At 39.2% G+C, this 18,514-nt stretch carries 16 protein-coding genes; 9 read left to right on the forward strand and 7 right to left on the reverse strand.

Annotated features, from left to right (window positions below; translation table 11 throughout):
- Window positions 1-76: 76 nt before the first annotated feature.
- The 6 genes from gigA to MMY79_RS16255 all read left to right on the forward strand — a co-directional run bounded on the left by gigA (window position 77) and on the right by MMY79_RS16255 (window position 4,032).
- Window positions 77-1,045: an RsbU family protein phosphatase GigA gene (gene gigA / locus MMY79_RS16230; RefSeq protein WP_252610258.1), complete on the forward strand. Its 969-nt coding sequence runs from the start codon at window positions 77-79 to the stop codon at window positions 1,043-1,045.
- Between the two features lie 102 nt (window positions 1,046-1,147).
- Window positions 1,148-1,669 carry an anti-anti-sigma factor GigB gene (gene gigB, locus MMY79_RS16235; RefSeq protein ID WP_002117273.1) on the forward strand — a complete coding sequence of 174 codons (522 nt, stop codon included), beginning with the start codon at window positions 1,148-1,150 and terminating at the stop codon, window positions 1,667-1,669.
- 26 nt (window positions 1,670-1,695) lie between these two features.
- Complete coding sequence (locus tag MMY79_RS16240) at window positions 1,696-2,520, forward strand: carbon-nitrogen hydrolase family protein (protein ID WP_252610260.1); 825 nt, start codon at window positions 1,696-1,698, stop codon at window positions 2,518-2,520.
- A gap of 14 nt (window positions 2,521-2,534) precedes the next feature.
- Window positions 2,535-2,909 (forward strand): DUF4951 domain-containing protein, encoded by a 375-nt coding sequence (locus MMY79_RS16245; RefSeq protein WP_016139199.1) that lies wholly within the window; start codon window positions 2,535-2,537, stop codon window positions 2,907-2,909.
- A 165-nt stretch (window positions 2,910-3,074) separates the two neighbouring features.
- Window positions 3,075-3,512: a MarR family transcriptional regulator gene (locus tag MMY79_RS16250; RefSeq protein ID WP_252610262.1), complete on the forward strand. Its 438-nt coding sequence runs from the start codon at window positions 3,075-3,077 to the stop codon at window positions 3,510-3,512.
- Between the two features lie 88 nt (window positions 3,513-3,600).
- Window positions 3,601-4,032 (forward strand): organic hydroperoxide resistance protein, encoded by a 432-nt coding sequence (locus tag MMY79_RS16255; protein WP_002117290.1) that lies wholly within the window; start codon window positions 3,601-3,603, stop codon window positions 4,030-4,032.
- Window positions 4,033-4,089: 57 nt separating this feature from the next.
- Here MMY79_RS16255 and gspE read toward each other — a convergent pair whose 3' ends face one another.
- The gene (gspE, locus tag MMY79_RS16260; RefSeq protein WP_252610264.1) at window positions 4,090-5,580 is read right to left on the reverse strand and encodes a type II secretion system ATPase GspE; all 1,491 of its coding nucleotides are present in this window, start codon (window positions 5,578-5,580) and stop codon (window positions 4,090-4,092) included.
- A gap of 96 nt (window positions 5,581-5,676) precedes the next feature.
- On the opposite strand from gspE, the gene MMY79_RS16265 reads away from it, so the two are divergent.
- Window positions 5,677-6,498 carry a hypothetical protein gene (locus MMY79_RS16265; protein ID WP_252610266.1) on the forward strand — a complete coding sequence of 274 codons (822 nt, stop codon included), beginning with the start codon at window positions 5,677-5,679 and terminating at the stop codon, window positions 6,496-6,498.
- A gap of 9 nt (window positions 6,499-6,507) precedes the next feature.
- A complete protein-coding gene (locus MMY79_RS16270) occupies window positions 6,508-7,425 on the forward strand; it encodes a mechanosensitive ion channel family protein (protein ID WP_174743639.1) in 918 nt (305 codons plus the stop codon).
- On the opposite strand, the gene MMY79_RS16275 is transcribed toward MMY79_RS16270, so the two are convergent.
- The gene (locus MMY79_RS16275; protein WP_252610268.1) at window positions 7,415-10,219 is read right to left on the reverse strand and encodes a DUF2339 domain-containing protein; all 2,805 of its coding nucleotides are present in this window, start codon (window positions 10,217-10,219) and stop codon (window positions 7,415-7,417) included. The genes MMY79_RS16270 and MMY79_RS16275 overlap by 11 nt on opposite strands.
- Before the next feature lie 154 nt (window positions 10,220-10,373).
- Here MMY79_RS16275 and polA point away from each other — a divergent pair, with 154 nt between their 5' ends.
- The gene (polA, locus tag MMY79_RS16280; RefSeq protein ID WP_252610270.1) at window positions 10,374-13,145 is read left to right on the forward strand and encodes a DNA polymerase I; all 2,772 of its coding nucleotides are present in this window, start codon (window positions 10,374-10,376) and stop codon (window positions 13,143-13,145) included.
- Between the two features lie 53 nt (window positions 13,146-13,198).
- Here polA and MMY79_RS16285 read toward each other — a convergent pair whose 3' ends face one another.
- The 5 genes from MMY79_RS16285 to ppx are packed head-to-tail and all read right to left on the reverse strand — an operon-like array spanning window position 13,199 to window position 18,298.
- Window positions 13,199-13,768: a YggT family protein gene (locus MMY79_RS16285; RefSeq protein ID WP_004794512.1), complete on the reverse strand. Its 570-nt coding sequence runs from the start codon at window positions 13,766-13,768 to the stop codon at window positions 13,199-13,201.
- A gap of 21 nt (window positions 13,769-13,789) precedes the next feature.
- Window positions 13,790-14,626 (reverse strand): pyrroline-5-carboxylate reductase, encoded by an 837-nt coding sequence (proC, locus tag MMY79_RS16290; RefSeq protein ID WP_252613549.1) that lies wholly within the window; start codon window positions 14,624-14,626, stop codon window positions 13,790-13,792.
- Window positions 14,598-16,001: a tRNA lysidine(34) synthetase TilS gene (tilS, locus tag MMY79_RS16295; protein WP_289781516.1), complete on the reverse strand. Its 1,404-nt coding sequence runs from the start codon at window positions 15,999-16,001 to the stop codon at window positions 14,598-14,600. The genes proC and tilS overlap by 29 nt, the downstream gene beginning before the upstream one ends.
- The gene (locus MMY79_RS16300; RefSeq protein WP_013198918.1) at window positions 15,938-16,759 is read right to left on the reverse strand and encodes an acetyl-CoA carboxylase carboxyltransferase subunit alpha; all 822 of its coding nucleotides are present in this window, start codon (window positions 16,757-16,759) and stop codon (window positions 15,938-15,940) included. The genes tilS and MMY79_RS16300 overlap by 64 nt, the downstream gene beginning before the upstream one ends.
- Before the next feature lie 18 nt (window positions 16,760-16,777).
- Window positions 16,778-18,298, reverse strand: coding sequence for an exopolyphosphatase (ppx, locus tag MMY79_RS16305; protein WP_107880774.1), 1,521 nt, complete (start codon window positions 18,296-18,298; stop codon window positions 16,778-16,780).
- Window positions 18,299-18,514 lie beyond the last annotated feature (216 nt).

The raw sequence follows: 18,514 nt of genomic DNA on the forward strand, positions 1-18,514 counted from the left end.
CGGCAATACCTTGATTTTGATCATACATACTCTATGATGAATAAAGTGATCATATAAAAGGACTACCATATCTTCTATGTATTTTATTAAACCGACACGCTCTATCCCTTATTTAGAGCAAGCTTTGGATAAACTGCCAGGCTTACAAGTCATTAACATAGATGATTTAGATTTATATGATCCAACCATCATCGCAATTGCAGATGTACAAGATTTCCTAACTTATAAGTGGAATTTACCCACTGTGGTCATTGCTTTTGAACACGAAGGTGCTGCTTTAGCGCATGCATGGGAAGCAGGTGCTCTTGCAGGCTGGGTGTGGAATCAGTTACCTAGTGATTTAAATAAAGCCCTATCAAGAATTGATGCTCAATATAAGCGTAACCAAGATAGTCGTGATTTACCTTCAGCTGCTGAACTGCAAAAACGATTATTGCCTAATCCAATTGATTTATTAAATTATGAAGTCGAAACTTTCTTTCAGCCTTCAGCTTATCTTTCCGGTGATTGGTACGATTATTGGAAATTAAATGATAAAGAAGTTTTATTCTATCTTGCTGATGTTTCAGGTCATGGTGTAACCAGTAGTTTATTAACATCATGGATGGCAGCATTTCATGGTCGTTCTAAAACTCCAAGACAATTAATAAAAAAATTAAACGGAATGTTAGTTCAAGAGAATATCGAAAAGCACATTACGATTGTGGTGGGTATTTTAAACCTTGAAACACATACTCTTCGCTGGTCAAGTGCTGGGCACTACCCTCCTCCTATCATTTTTGAGCCTAATCAGGCACCAAAAATTCTAACAACGAGCAGTTTCCCACTAGGTTTAACTGACGAACTCGAAGTTGAAGAGCATGTTTGTACATTAAATAGACAAGCTCGCTTCATTGTTTGCTCGGACGGGGCCCTCGAACCTTTTGATGGCGGTTTAAACGATCAGTTCCAACAATTGGTCCATCATTTGCAAAATCAATCATTTCAAGCACCCGATCATGTGGCTGACGATATTGCCATCTTCAGTCTTTGTCGAATGAATTAATTTACGAATCAATTAATTACATAATATACGACTTAAGGACTCTTGAGTCTGAGATGGCACTATGTGATAATTTTTCTATCCTTCTCTGAAAATGGCATTTATATGTCAACAGGTCATGTTGAATATGCAAGTTTAAATGGAACGCATATTTTCAAACTTATTGGTGAAGTGCGAGCCCATTCTTGTATAAGTCTAGACAAACTTTTAAACAGAATTGAACAGCAAGAGAATGTTGTAGGTGCAATCGTTGATTTAACCCAAACAACATTTATTGATAGTACTGTATTAGGCATTCTAGCTAAGCTAGGCTTAAAGCTGAAACAAACTCATCATATTCAAGCTGTAATGCTATCTACCAATCCAGATATCACAACCTTAGCCAACAGTATGGGGCTAGGGCAGGTTTTTGTCATTTTGAATTATTGTGGTGATCCTAATGTTTGCACGTTAACGTTAACAGATGAACAAATCACTCATAATGCGATGCTAAGAACTGTTCTGGATGCACATAAGACATTGATGAAACTCAATGCAAACAATCAGAATATGTTTGAGCCACTTGTGAAGCAGTTACAGAAAGAACAAGATACGCTTGAACAGGTATCAGACAAGCAAAATGCCTGATTTTCACCATTAAGCCGGATTAGAATATGACCCTCGTTTCTGTTGCTCAAATGAACTCTCAAGATGATATTGAAAATAATTTTCAAGTCATTGAGTCTTTGATTCAGCAGAGCAAGGCGCAAAATGCCAGTTTGATTGTTTTCCCCGAAAACTTTGTATGTTTTGCTGCTGGAAAACAACGTGAAACCGCTGAGCAATTTGAATCTATTCAACAAAGGCTTGAGAAATTAGCACATCAATATCAAATCTGGATTGTGGCTGGCACCTTGCCCTGCCCATTTCGTCCAGATGGATCCACTATTCAAGATGGTCGCGTCAGAACTGTTAGCCTCTGTATTAGCCCTGAGCGTACAGAAGCGCGTTATGACAAGATCCATTTATTTGATGTACAAGTCGGTGATGCTGTTGGTGGTTATCAGGAGTCTCGTTTCTTTGAACCGGGAACAGACGTAGTAGTCACATCTACTCCTTTTGGCAATATTGGCTTAATGGTATGTTATGACTTGCGTTTTCCAGAGCTTGCTCTAACGTTAAGACAACAAGGCGCTCATATTCTTACTGCCCCTGCTGCATTTACCTACACAACTGGACAAATGCACTGGCAGCTTTTGCTACAGGCTCGAGCAATGGATAGCCAATGTTATGTTTTAGGTGCAGCACAACAGGGCTGGCATGGTGAAAAACGACAAACCTGGGGACACTCTGGGGCAACAGATAGTCGTGGTCAAATTTTAAGTATGATTGAAAATGAAGGAAATGGTTTAATCACTGTACCCTTTGATTTAACAGCACAAGATCTCGTCCGCTCTTCAATGCCTCTAATGACACACCGTAAATTAATTCACTATTAAAAGTTTAATTATTCATGTGGAAATACTTATTTAGCTTTTTTTGCTTGGGGGCAAATATCCATTGTTATGCTGAGTTTGGTACAACAAATCATTTCGTTTCACCAACGGCGCAGCTCAAATCAGATATTCTTCCCTCTACCCCTAAAGATATTCCTTTGCCTGCATTTGGCCAGAGAATAATTGGATGGGGAACGGGCGCAGAAGGTGCAAGACAACGTTTAGAAAATATTCAGCCAGCAGATGTTTCTATGATTAAAAAACAAGGAACAACGCTTGAAATGATTACTGCTTGGCAAGATTTTTATGAACAAGAGCAACAACGTAGCGTAAATAATCCGACCGCTAAATATCGTGCACGTTTAATGAAGAAAATTGCAGATCTGTGGTAGACAGTTTTATCTAAAATATTTTTATCTTATGGAATAATTGATGTAATTATTCCATTTTTTATGTCTCTTAATTTACTTTATTCATAACCTATTCTTATGAACATTTAAGAAACTGAATAGAACACGATATACTACAAAAGCAATATGAGTTTCTTTGAGGAATATATGGACCAAGACTGTCAAAACTTAAAGCTTGAGAATCAACTATGTTTCCTCGTCTATTCAACAAATTTAGCTCTTAATCAGCTCTACCGAAAACTTTTAACACCTTTGGGTATTACTTATCCTCAATATCTGGTGATGTTAGTTTTGTGGGAACAGGATGAAGTGACTGTTTCAGAAATTGGCACCAAGCTTTTTTTAGAATCATCCACCCTCACCCCTATTTTGAAAAAATTAGAAGCCCTACACTTTCTTCATCGCACCCGCTCAACGCAAGACGAACGCCAAGTTATTATTACGCTTAGCGATGAAGGGAAAAAATTAAAAGATCAGGCAATGAATATTCCAGCCGAAGTATTAGAGGCAAGTTCATGCGATATGACAACGCTACTGGACCTAAAAGATCAACTTACCAAACTCCGCACAAACCTAGTTAAATAAACAGCAATTTTTTCAAAAAATATACTTGTCAAAATAATTAAGTCGTGTACGATATATTTGTATTCAATTTATTTTAGGAATAAAAACGATGTCATTAGAAAAAGTTGTTTATCGTGCAAAAGCTAAAGCAACCGGTGGTCGTGATGGCCGTGCAACTTCATCAGACGGTGTATTAGATGTACAACTTGGCGTACCTAAAGAAATGGGTGGCGCTGGTGGTGCTGTAACAAATCCTGAGCAATTATTTGCAGCTGGTTATTCAGCATGCTTTTTAGGAGCTTTAAAATTTGTTGCAAACCGCGATAAATTCAATATTAGCAAAGATGCTTATGTAGAAGGCGAAGTAGGTATTGGTCCAATTCCTACAGGTTTTAGCATCGAAGTGACTTTAAATGTTTACTTGGTTGGCATGGACCGTGAAGAAGCTGAAAAATTAGTTGCAGCAGCTCATATTGTTTGTCCATATTCAAATGCAACTCGTAATAATATTGATGTAACTTTTAATATTGTAACTGAGTAATTCTTTAAGTTTAAAAAATGCCCGAATCTTATCGGGCATTTTTTTACATCTTACACATTATGCTTCACTTGCTTCATTGGTTACTCGAAGCACTTCTTCAAGTGTAGTTTTACCTGAAAGCACCTTACGTAAACCATCATCGCGAATAGAACCAGAGTACTGACGAGCATGATTTTCTAATTCAAATTCAGCTGCATTTCCGTGAATCAAACGGCGCATAGGCTCATCAACAGGCACGATTTCATAAATAGCTGTACGTCCATTGAAACCTAAATGTGAGCAATGATCGCATCCTTTGGCTTCAGGTAACTGCAACAATGGTTCATTATGAATATGTTGAAAAACCTGTTTTTCAAAAGTATCAGCTTCACGCCATGTCATACAATGTGGACATAAAGTACGAACCAAACGCTGAGCAATCACCCCAATTAAAGAGCTCGATAATAAAAAGGGTTCAATCCCCATATCTTTAAGTCGAGTGACCGCACCAATAGCTGTATTGGTATGTAGTGTTGATAAAACCAAATGACCGGTTAACGATGCTTGTACTGCAATTTCAGCCGTTTCCAAATCACGAATCTCACCAACCATCACCACATCTGGATCTTGACGCAACATTGCCTTTAAAGCACGAGCAAATGTCATATCCACTTTGGTATTAACTTGTGTCTGCCCAATACCTTCAAGTTGATATTCAATCGGATCTTCAGCTGTCAAAATGTTACGTGTATTGTCATTTAGATCAGATAAGGCTGCATACAAGGTCGTCGTTTTCCCCGAGCCTGTAGGCCCTGTGACTAAAATAATTCCATGAGGACGATGTACTAACTGAGTTAGACGCTCATAGTCATTTGCCATTAGACCCAAATGGATCATATTAAGTCGACCAGCTTGTTTGTCGAGCAAACGCATTACGACCCTTTCACCATGCGAAGATGGTAAAGTCGAAACACGGACATCTACTTCACGACCAGCAAGGCGTAAAGAAATACGCCCATCTTGCGGCACACGCTTTTCTGCAATATCGAGTTTTGCCATGACTTTAATACGTGAAACCAGCAACGGCGCCAACTCACGGCGCGGCTGTACAACTTCACGTAATTGACCATCTACACGTAATCGTACAGATAATTTCTTTTCAAAAGCTTCAATATGAATATCAGAAGCTCCTACTCGAATTGCTTCTGAAAGTAGCGCATTAATAAGACGAACAATTGGAGCATCATCTTCTTGGTCCATTAGGTCTTCTGTTTCAGGAACCTGATCGGCCAAACTTAATAAATCTGGATGATCTTCTAAACCTGCTGCAACTTGTTGTGATTCCCCTGTATCACCTGCATAGCTTGTACTTAAGAGCGTATTAAATTCTTGTTCAGTACATAATTGGAAGTGAGCTGGCTTACCTAGAATTCGTCTTGCTTCCTGCAATGCAATTTTTTCAGTGTTTTGACGTCTAATAATAAATACTTGATCACCGTCATAACGAAATAAAACACCATGACGCTTGGCAAAACTATATGGAACTTGTATTTGTTTCAATATTTGCATCACAATTTATAATGATGAGTAAGATGATTTTGAGTGTACTCTAAGCAGATTACAGCGTGAAGTCTGTTTAACAACTCGGTAGAGGAATTTTACGTCTTGTTTGAAAATAATGAATATCAGCCTCGCCCCCAGAATTCCTTAAAATGGTGGGGAGAGCAGCGCTTTGAAATTAATCAGTCTAAAGCATGGCAATTTGGTTCAATGCTTTTTCGTCTAACGCGCGGTATAAAAGAATGGCGTATCGAATATTATCGCCCATCTCTTCAAGACGATAATGAGCAAGATTGGCACCCAATTGCCGACCCGAATTTTGCCTTTCCACATAATGTTCAAGTAGAACGCTACATGTTTCGGAAAACTAACCCAGAATTTTTACTCATGCCACGTCTGGCAGACCGATCTGTAGTAATTAAACCCGTTGATCCTATCTACATTCCGGCAGGTCAACGCGGAACTCTTTATATTAGTACACCACTATGGATTGCAGGTTTAGTTGAAAGTCAGCATGAGCCTTTGTTTGAGATTCCTGTGATTCAGCCTAAAGATACATGGTTTGGCCCAAATGCTCAGCAAGGTGAAATTTGTTATGCCACTTCTGTAGATGGGCGTACCGATTTAAACCTGTTAACACCTCGAGCTTTTCGTGCTGTAACTCCAATTGATTTTCACAACACCAGTAATCATCAATTGCGTTTTGACCGCATGAACGTGCCCGTTACCGCTCTGCCTCTTTTTTATAGTGAAAGTACCGGTCGTTTATGGACTTCTCAAATTAAAGTTTACTATGAAGGTTCTGATCGTCCTGCACGCATTCGTATTGAAAATCGTACTCCCCCTCTTGCTGGTGAAGTGACTTATGTTCATCCGCCACGTTCACCTGGTGGTGCATTATTCAATATGTTTGATTCATTCTTTTAAGAGGTTTATATGGCTGATACAAGTATTCCTAAGGATATCGCTGATAGCCTCACAAGCATATTTACCAATATCAATACCGAACGTATTAGTGAAATTTTAGTCGGTGTTGTGCTGTGTTTTATTGGTTTTGTTCTTGCCCGTATTATTTCAAATACATTTATTAGAACCATTGGCTCACGTTTTAATGCTCATCAACGTCTGGTGTGGCGCCGCGGTATTTTTTATTTTATTTTCTTACTCTTCATTATGACGAGTTTAAAAGAAGCTGGTTTTAAACTCAGTGTATTTCTTGGCGCGGCAGGGATTTTAACCGTAGCGCTCGGTTTCGCATCACAAACTTCTGCCAGTAACTTGATTAGCGGTTTATTTTTGATTGGTGAAGGTTCATTTGAAGTCGGCGATACGATTCAGATTACCCTGATTCGTGGTAATACCATCGAAGGCGAAGTGATCTCGATTGATTTGCTTTCAGTTAAGCTGCTTACATTAGACAATGTCTATATTCGTTTGCCAAACGAACAACTCATTCGTGCTCCTGTACACAACTTATCTAAATACCCAATACGGCGTATTCCAATTACACTTGCAATTAACTTCCATGAAGACATCATTAAAGTTCGCGAGGTTCTACTTAACGTAGCAGCTCATTATCCTCTTGTATTAGATGATCCTAAACCCGCTGTTACAGTTACTGCATTCAGAGAATCATCAATTGAGCTTTTATTTACAATGTGGTGTCGACAAGAGAACTCTTTAAAAGTTCGAGATGAAATGCAAGAAAGAATTCGAAATGGATTTTTAGATAACCGAATTGAAATTCCTGTTCCTAAAATGGGATTGATTGATCGACCATCTAATGTTTTTGCTGAAGATGATATCGATCAATACAGTAATCAAAAAGAATTAAATCGAGAGCCTAAAGCTTAGGCTCTTCATTTTTCTGTACAGCGGATGATGGTGGTAATGGCGCAAGATAAGCAATAATCAACATTACCCCACCCGCTCCAATAAATGAAATGACTCGAGTTAAGGTCGCACTTTGCGATAGATCAAGCAAAATCAGCTTTAATACGACAATCCCTAAAAGCGCAGCACCTACAAACCATAATTGACGAATCATTTTTCGGCTTGAGAACGTGGTTAAAATGAATGCCAAAATAACCCAGAGCAATGTCAAACTTAACTGCACCAAGCCATTTGTCCAAATTTCAGCGCTCCAGAGTGGTGTCGCCCAGTAATGATGCAAGCCTCTGACCACCACACTACTGAATACCAACAATCCCACTAGAATTGTTGTAATTTTAAAAGTCCACTCCAGTGATTTATCTTGATCAAAAGCATGCTGATAAATAATAAAGAGTAGACCAGCAAATACTGAAATTGAAAGGAAGTCAGTTAAGTTAATCAAAGGAACAAAGTAAAGGTACTCTGCAGAATGCCGATCTACGCTCACTACTAGCAACCAGAGTAAGCTTAAACACCACACTGGAATTTGATGTAACAGTGTCGTTTTATAAGCTTTATACGCCCAAAGGGAATAAACCACAGGAACGAAAGCCAGAGCAACAAGTGGCATTTGTGGAAAAATTGCTAAACCAACCATCGCTAATGCCAACCAACTCAAACCAGACCAGACTTTTAAAGATACAAACTGATCTGATTGCGGTTGAGCCATAATGAATAAAGCACTAAGAAGCATTGCTGCGATGAGAAAAGTACCCTGCTGTAATATACTCGGCCATTTAAATATGCTAAATACTTGACTGGTAAAGGCTTCACCTAGAATTAACAATAATAACAGGCCAATTAAACCTAACTGTAAACTCTGCCATTGAACCCTTAGTTTATAATGAACCACTACACTAAATATTGATAATAATAATATCGCAATCATCAAATATGGACTTAAGCCGTGATGTTGCCATGTCAAAATTTCTATACCAGCGATAGCACCCGCATACACCCCTAAACACAAGAAAATACCGCTAAACATGCTGGCACTAAAATAGTGTTGCTCTTTACTGTTGTATTGCAATAAATAAAAGGCAGAAATGAATTGGGCAATTGCATAAATGCTTGTGCTTAGAGTCGGGAACTCTTCATTCGCCCAAAATTGATAAAACAATGCAACTGAACTGAGTAAAACTAAAATTACACCAATATATCGGCTCAAACGGTAGCGCTCAGTTACCCCCCATACAATGAGGGCCGTACCTTGAGCAACCCAACCAATCGCAGTCCAATGTGCCCCTTTCGCGAGTGGAAAGATTAAAGCAAAAAATGCGACGGCGAGGATGAAAAAGCTTTTGGCAAGAACTGAAAGTTGAGGATGGATCTTTTTGATCCAGAAAGTTAATACCGCATAGGTACCAGCCAGAACAGCAGCACCAATCGTCAACGCTTGAGTAGACTCATGGACCAAATAGGCATGTAGCGTAAAACCTAGTACAGGCACACTAAAAATAAGGCCTACATCTAGCAAAGGAGGTAAACGAATGCCTTCTTGTTGTTCACGTGCTGAAACTCGAGATATATTTTGGCTATAACGAACACTAAGCCAAATAAACAAACCTATATGTAGCCATAAAATCCAGTCTAATGTGTCAAACTTTGCTGGTTCTGCATAAAAACCTATTGCACTACCACCAATAAACATCGTGGCAAAGAAAGCAATCTGATTTAAGATTTTCCAAGGCTGAATAAAATTAACCGCAGCAACTGCTAAGTTAATTACCAAATAGTAGCTAAATAGGAAGACTACATCTGGACGATATTGTGGAATAACCAAAGGAGCCGCATAAGCCATGCCGAGTGCTAAAATTGCCAAATAAATAGCTTGTTGTTTTAAACTCAGGAATACCGTAATAGCCAATAATATCGCAAACAGAATACTCGCTGTCGTGAGGTTAGCAATTACACCAAAATGATGCGAGAACACGAGTGTTAGGAATACAACAGCTAGTCCTACACCCTGCAATGCCACAGCAAAAAGCTGATTTTTCTTTTGCAAACTATATCCAAATGCCGTTAATACACCTCCAGCAATTGCAATAAAACCAAGTTTTACACCTAAACTAAGTTGCCAGTGCTCACTTGCGAAACGCAATAACAACACCACCCCAACCATCAACACAGCGACAGCAACTCTTAAAATTGGATTGCCATGAACCATCCAGTCGACTGCTGGTTGCCACCATGTACTCTGTACATGGGCCGGTTGTTCTGTTTCATTTAAAATTGCTGTTTCAGTTGGGGCTAGCGTATCAACATTATTGGAATCAACTTGCACTACCGCTGGAGGTATAACTTCTGTTTGTAGAGTATCGTTTACATGAACAGTTTGTTTTGCCGACTCGAGATACAACAGTCGAGTATGAAATGCACTAATTGTTTGAATCAAACATAGCAATAAAGCCAGTAATGCCCCGCCAGCAATCCACATCCAGTGATTCATATAAGCAACTAATGCAACCAAGGCAGCCGCATAAATCACTATTGTTTGCGTATGAATAGAATAAAGTGGTTTTTTCTGCTGAGAAAACTGTTGTTCTAAATGAGACAGACGCTGATGCAGATTTGATAATAGCTGAACCAGTATGACAATAAGTGCAATAGATAAAGCAACAACAGCACTCTGAAATTTAAAACCAATTGAAATGGCTAAAAACAAAGTCAAAGCGATCAAAACAATGATCATTCCCTGTTTGTCTTTTTTATACATGGGCTTAGCAATATGACACCTTCATTACATGTCATCTTACTTCAAGCCAATACAAGCGTATATTTATACATACAAAATACTGCAAAAATCATAATCCTGCATTCATAGCCGTTTTCACGTAAAATACCCGTAATTCAAATTAAGGAATTGTTCAATGCCACCATTTGTCTTGGTTGATGGGTCCTATTTTTTATTTCGTGCATATCATGCATTACCACCATTGACGACCTCTACAGGGTTACATACCAATGCAATACGTGGAGCAATTTCTGCGATTCAAAAACTTATGCGTCGTATGCAACCGACGCATATGGCCGTAATTTTTGATACGCCTGAGCCAACTTTCCGTCATAAGCTTTCACCGATCTATAAAGGTGACCGCCCGAGTATGCCCGAAGAGTTATCTCAACAGATTCCATATTTACATGCATTGATTAAAGCTCAAGGGATTCCTTTATATAGTCTTCCGGGTGCAGAAGCAGATGACATTATCGGGACACTTGCTAAACGTGCCGTGCTCGAAGGCCATCATGTGCTTATCTCAACTGGAGATAAAGACATGGCTCAGCTTGTCAATGATCATGTAAAACTCGAAGATAGCTTTAAAGATCGCGTAATGGACACTGACGGTGTATTTGAAAAATTTGGCGTTTGGCCAAATCAGATTATCGACTATTTAACGCTAATGGGTGATGCATCCGACGGTATTATGGGGGTTCCAGGCGTAGGTGCAAAAACAGCAGCTAAATTACTGACTGAATATGGCACTTTAGAGAATATCATTGCCAATGCAGACCAGCTTAAAGGCAAGATTAGCCAGAATATCAAAGATAATTTAGACAATATTAAGCTTGATCACCAGCTAGCAAGCATTGTGTGTGATCTTCCTTTAGAACTCGACTGGCATGAATTAAAGCTTATCGACCCAAATGTTGATGCTTTACGCAACTTATATACTGAGCTTGAATTTAGAAATCAGTTACAGTCACTTGATCATCCGAATAATCCAAACAGCTCTACTTATAAACAACAAGCTTCACAAGTAGTCGTTCAAGATGAAGTTAAACCGGATGACGCTATAGAAACCGAAGATCAGGCAAGCTTAACCAGTCAAGATGACCAACTTGGAACTGCAAATTATCATACTGTTTTAACTCAAGAAGCATGGGATCAACTCTTGCAACGCATGCAAAATGCTGATCATTTTGCCATTGATACAGAAACTACAAGTCTTGATTACCGTATTGCCGAGATGGTTGGTTTCTCAATCGCCTTTGATGCACAAGACGCTTATTATGTGCCTTTAGCGCATAATTATGAAAATGCACCGCAGCAGCTGGACCGTGAACAAATTCTGGCTCAAATTAAGCCTGTATTAGAAAATGAAGCGGTTAAAAAAATCGGTCATCATCTTAAATATGATGCACACATTTTTGCAAACCACGGTATAGAGCTAAAAGGCTGGTATTTCGATAGCATGCTGGCATCTTATGTACTAAATGCGGCAGCAACTCGTCATGGCATGGATGATGTAGCTCGTGTCTACTTAAGCCACTTAACCACCACCTTTGAACAAATTGCTGGTAAGGGTGCAAAGCAGAAAACTTTTAATCAAATTGAGATTGAAGTTGCTGCTCACTATGCAGCAGAAGATGCGCATGTGACCTATCGTTTGTATGAAGTACTTTCAAACAAACTTAAGCCATTTCCTGAGTTAGAAAATATTTTATATAACATCGAAATGCCAGTTGCCCGAATTTTGTCAGGCATGGAAGAAGATGGCATTCGTTTAGATCATGCTTTCTTAGATAAATTAAGTGTTGAATTTGCAAAAACTATGGAAGGTCTTGAAAACAAGGCCATGGAAATTGCAGATGAAACTTTTAATATTGCTTCACCTAAACAAGTAGGTGAAATCCTATTTGATAAATTAGGAATCAAAGGCGGTAAAAAAACTGCAACTGGACAATACAGCACCAGTGAAAGTGTTTTAGAAAAAATTGAACATCCTTTAGCGGAAATTATTCTAGAACATCGTGGTTTGGCAAAGCTCAAAAGTACCTATACGGACCGTCTGGTTGAGCAATCTCATAATGATACGCACCGTGTACATACGAGCTATCACCAAGCACTCACAGCGACAGGCCGCCTCTCCTCTTCCGATCCTAATTTACAAAATATTCCAATTCGTAGACAAATCGGCCGTCAGATTCGCAAAGCATTCATTGCACCAGAAGGCCGAGTTCTATTGGCTGCCGATTACTCGCAAATTGAATTACGTTTAATGGCACATTTTTCTCAAGATGATGCTTTAGTACATGCATTCCAGCACGGTCAAGACGTTCACCGCCGTACTGCAGCAGAAGTATTGGGTATTGCAATTGAAGATGTGACCAATGATCAACGTCGCCAAGCCAAGGCAGTAAACTTTGGTCTACTGTATGGTATGTCTGAGTTTGGCTTGATTCGTCAGTTAGGTTTCACACGTCAAGAGTCACAAAACTATATTAAGCAATATTTCCAACGTTACCCTGGTATCTATGAATACATGCAACGCACACGTCAAGTTGCATCAGAGCAAGGCTTTGTTGAAACTATTTTAGGCCGTCGTCTTTATACGCCAGATATTGATGCACGAAATGTGATGGTACGTAAGGCTGCCGAACGTGCTGCCATCAATGCACCTTTACAAGGTAGTGCAGCTGATATTATTAAAATTGCAATGATTGAAGTTGATAAAATCTTGCCAAAAGATCAAGCCAAGTTACTTCTTCAAGTACACGATGAATTAGTTTTTGAAGCCGATCAAAACATTGCTGAAGAACTTTCGAAGCAAATCGCAAAAGTCATGGAATCTGTTGTAGAAATTTCCGTGCCTTTAGTGGTTGAAGTAGGACAAGGACAAAACTGGGATGACGCCCATTAATTAATAGAAATAAAAAAAGGGCTGTGAAATACAGCCCTTTTTATTGAGTTAGCTTAAAGACCAGTTAAGAGAACTTTAGCAACTTCATTCATTAAAATTTCGGCAATATAGAGCGCCAAAAAAGCCAAAATTGGCGATAAGTCAATCATTCCCATATTAGGCAATAAACGACGGAATGGCGCAAGTAATGGTTCAGCTAAATCTTGAATCACCTCAATATAAGGTGAACGAGATTGGGTGAACATAACCACCCAACTCAAAATGATTGTTGCAAAAATTAAATAACGACAGAAACGAATCAAGTCCTGAATCATAGTCACAAATGTCAGAATCACTAAATGAATCGGACTATTTGGCATAGAGCCAGAAAGATACATTACACCGAAAATTTTCAGTAAATATAAAATAATTAAAAGAGCTAACGCAGCTAAATTAAACCGGCCTTTTGCGACCGTCGGAAAAATTCGGCCAAAAATATCAACAATTTTAGTCGCCTTTACGGTCGATAAAACCACAGGATTATAAGGACTTACTGCCGCCAATTGCATTAAAAAACGGAAAAAGACCAATAAAATCGCGACGTTAATTAAAATTCCAAAAATTAGCGCAGAATTTGCACCCATAGTTGTCTTATCCTATTTAAGCTATTTCGCACTGTCACTCAATTCTTGAGCCAATTCTTGGCTACGCTTCTGAGCAGCAGCCAATGCAGATTGAATATTTTGGGAGATTTGTGCACGGTCAAAAACTTCAAGTGCAGCTTGTGTTGTACCATTTGGCGATGTCACATTCTTACGAAGTTCAGATGGAGTGTTTGAACTGGTAATTGCCATTTGAGCTGCACCTAGCGCTGTTTGAAGAGTTAACGCGGTTGCAACTTTTTCATCCAGTCCTAAATTTTTACCCGCACGGATCATACTTTCCATCAAATAGAAAAAATATGCAGGGCCTGAACCAGAAACTGCTGTTACGGCATCAATTTGAGCTTCGGAGTTTACCCAAATTGTTAAACCTGTGGCCGCTAAAATCTGACTTGTTAATTCACGATCCAAAGCACCGACTACATCATTTGCATAGATACCGTGCGCGCCAGTTTGAACCAGAGCTGGTGTATTCGGCATAACGCGAACAATTCGATTGCTATCAATTAAGTTTGATATCGTTTGAATTTCAGCACCAGCAATAATTGAAATGACCAATTTATCTGATAAAAGACCTTTCAACGGACGTAAAACAGTCGCCAAAACTTGCGGCTTTACCGCCAGTACGACAACATCAGCATTTTGAATTGCAGCCACGTTATCTTGTGTTACGTGAACCTCTTTCTCTTGTAATAATTGACGGATCTGTTCAACAGGATCTGAAACAGTAATACGTGTCGGTGGTAAACCTCTTGAGATGAGCCCGCCAATTAAAGCTTGGGCCATATTACCGCCACCAATAAAACAGATATTACAATTTACTGCACTTGCCATAACCATATTCGCCATTTACCAGATTACAAGAATAAGAAATTAAATCTGGTTGCCATCCTCCTTGCTCACAATACGGAGACTGAGCCAACCAAAATCCTTTCGGTGTAAAAACCCCAAGCATAACATTATCTATGACTAATATTTGAATTGTATGACGAAGCCAAGGCAAAATATGTGCTTCTTGAATTGCTTTTTTTAACGGCCACTGGCCAACACGACCATATAAATGGATTTTTTCACCGCCTTGACGTCGAACTATTGTCAATTTTTCATTTAATAAAGATGGAGCCAAACCGATATTTTTTTGTGTAATCTGAAAATGCCCTGAAGCGTAATGCACTATTTCCCCCATTTGGAAATGATGCTCCGACTCTACTTCAACAGGGTTTAATTTTTCAGCAAGAAAAACTTGCTTACTCAACCTATAAAGATCTTTTTGATAACGGACATAATGAAATTGGTTCCAGTGTAATGCAGCTTGTGCATCGGACTTTGAATCAATCACTTCATTTTTTAAACGCTCAACCATTTCAAATGCAGGTCGATATTGCCCATCACCTTTCATCCATACTGAAAGCAATTGACGTTGACGGGCAGCTGATAAATCTAAAAGTTTAGTTAAGTCTAAACACTCAGCAGTACCACAATACTTTAAATCAGCTTTCAAAACTTCTTCTAAAATTTCAGAAGCATCTTGCATCAAATAGCTGGTCCGGCTCAGTGCTTGCTGCATTTTAGGAAATCGTTTTTGTAAAAATGGCCAAAGTTCCTCACGCGACCACGCCCGATCATAATGAATATCGTAATTTGTCGGGTCATTTATATACTCAATTTCAAGTTGAGTAGTCCAATCAGCAATTTGCTCACGAGATAAATCTAAAAAAGGACGCCAAATCGTCATGTCTACACGGTAATCCACAGACTGCATAGCCGCTAATCCATCAACACCTGCACCCGATAACAAACGTAATATGACCGTTTCAGCCTGATCTTGCTGATGATGAGCAAGTACTAAAGTTTCATTGGATTGCAAATGCTGTCGATAAGCTTGATAACGTGCCTGACGCGCTTGAGCTTCCAGATTCCCATCGGTAACCTGAACTTTTTGAATAATAAAAGGAATATCTAAACGAGTAGCTTGTTCAGCGACTAATTTCCCCCACTCTGCACTTTGTGATTGCAGTTGATGATCGATATAGATTGCTCGGATCTTTTGAGGGAAAATTTGAGACATCAAATGTAGCAGCAGCATAGAATCCATGCCACCACTACATCCAATAAGAAAAGAACTATTTTCTGAAAATAGTTGAGCCTGCTTTAAGACATTATGCCTAAATTTGCGCTGCCAAACTTCATTAAACGTTGATAACGTGCTTCGCATCGTTCATTTGCTTCCAGTGGTAGCAATTCATCCAAAGCTTGCTTCAGAACTACTTTTAGGTTTTGCATAACTTGCTCAGGGTCTAAATGTGCCCCCTCGCCTTCATCTACTACATATTCAACAATACCTAGAGATTGTAATTTGTCTGCTGTTAAACCTAAAGCTTCGCTCGCTTGAGCCGCTTTTTCAGCAGTTTTCCATAAAATAGATGCGCAGCCTTCTGGTGAAATCACAGAATAAATACTGTGCGATAACATAATGACTCTGTCAGCAACACCAATACCTAAAGCACCACCAGAACCACCTTCACCCAGTACTGTTGCAACAACAGGAACTTTCAAGCTTGAAAGTTGAGCAAGACTCGTTGCAATTGCTTCGGCTTGTCCACGCTCTTCAGCACCAACACCTGGGTAAGCACCCATCGTATCAATAAACGTGAAGACCGGAAGATTAAAACGCTCAGCCATATCTAATAGGCGTTGAGATTTACGGTAACCTTCAGGGTTAGCCATACCGAAGTTATGCTTTAATTTTTCACGGGTACTACGACCACGGTGTTGTCCAATGACCATCACAGGTTGACCGTCAAAACGAGCAAGACCACCTACCATCGCACCATCGTCACCAAACAAACGATCACCATGCAAGGCGTCAAACTCTGTAAAGATTTCACCGACATAATCTAGAAACTGCGGACGTTCAGGATGACGTGCAATTTGAACCGTTGTCCAAGCTTTGGACTGAGTAGATTTTTTCATAGGTCGAATATTATCCCTTTAATCGATAAATTTTTCCGACTGAATATTCAATTCAATGTCCCAATGCTTAAACTGCTCTTGCTCATCGTGCAAGTCGGCAACTAACAATGGCCATTGTTTGGCATCACCAGAAACACTAAGCTGCCATTGTTGATCATTTATGATGGTCAGTTCAATGGCAGGAAGCATCTGATCACTTCGACTATGGTTGAGTAAAACTGCTAGGCGAAGTAATAAACTTAAGTAAAGTAATTTATGACCACCAGCCTTCAAAATTTCGTTTTTTACATCATTTCGCAATTTACGACGATGGTGAGCAACTAAATGTGAAAGATGATTTTGATCAATTTGCGAGAAACCTGGAATATCTGAGTGCTGTAATAAATAAGCACCGTGGCGATGATAACCACCATGACTAATTGCTAAACCAATTTCATGCAAATAAGCAGCTCGACGCAGTAAGTCACTGTCTTCACTGGTTAAATTAAGAGATTTCGCAACACCATCAAATAATTGTTGTGCTGTATTTACAACTCTTTCTGCTTGCTTGGGATCTGCGTTATAACGCCCCATTAAGGCCTGTACACTACGATCACGGATATCTTCATGTTTAAATCGACCTAACAGGTCATACATGACACCTTCGCGTAATGCACCATCAGAATATGCCAAACGATCAATTTCTAGAACTTCAAAAACTGCGTACAAAATTGCCAATCCGGCTGGCAAAACTGCTCGTCGATCTTCTCTTAATCCTTCAAAATCAATTTCAGAAACATTTTTAAACTTAAGCAATTTATCTTTAAGTTTGTATAGCCCTTCTCGAGTGACATTTTCTTGTTCATCACTTAAGCCCATATTAACCATAATTTGGCGACAGGCTTTAATCGTTCCACTCGAACCAACGACTGTATCCCACCCTTCCATTTTATAAGTCGTTGCAATAGCAGAAAGTTCTTTACGAGCAGCAACTACAGCCTTATCAAATGATTTCTGGGTAATTTCCCCATCAGAAAAATAGGCTGTTGTATAAGCCACGCAACCCATTTGTAATGACTCAGTGTAAATAGGTTCAAACTCTTCACCAATAATGAATTCGGTAGAACCACCACCAATATCAACAACCAAGCGACGCCCACCATTGGCCATGGTATGCGATACACCCAAATAGATCAGACGGGCTTCTTCTCTCCCCGCAATAATTTCAATAGGTTTAGGTAAAATTTCTGCAGCTTTTTGAATAAATTCATGACCATTTTTTGCCTGACGCAAGGCATTAGTAGCCACAATTCGTAAACGATTAGGTTGAACAGAACTCAATCTTCCGACAAAACGGGCTAGACATGCCAAACCACGCTGTTGAGCAGCTTCCGTTAAATTTTTATTTTCATCTAAACCAGCTGCAAGCTGTACTTTTTCTGACATCGAAGCAACTTTTTTAACTTCACCATGATCTACCCGTGCAATTGCAAGGTGAAAGCTGTTCGACCCCATATCTATGGCGGCAAGTAATTCTTCATCAATCAAAAAGTCAGACATTATTGAACTAAACCCATAACAATTCACGCCTAGAGTAATTCACACGAATGCAATTGAAAAGCCATTTTCATCAACAATTAACTGTCATTTATATTTTTCTATTTGTGAGTTGATTGTACAAGTCGATGATGAATATCGTGAGCATCCATTAGACAAATTTACTGAAGCCTTGAATAATAGCATCAAACCCTTACATTGAACTAAGTAGCTATGTAA

The organism is Acinetobacter sp. XS-4 (genome assembly GCF_023920705.1).
Lineage (GTDB): Bacteria > Pseudomonadota > Gammaproteobacteria > Pseudomonadales > Moraxellaceae > Acinetobacter.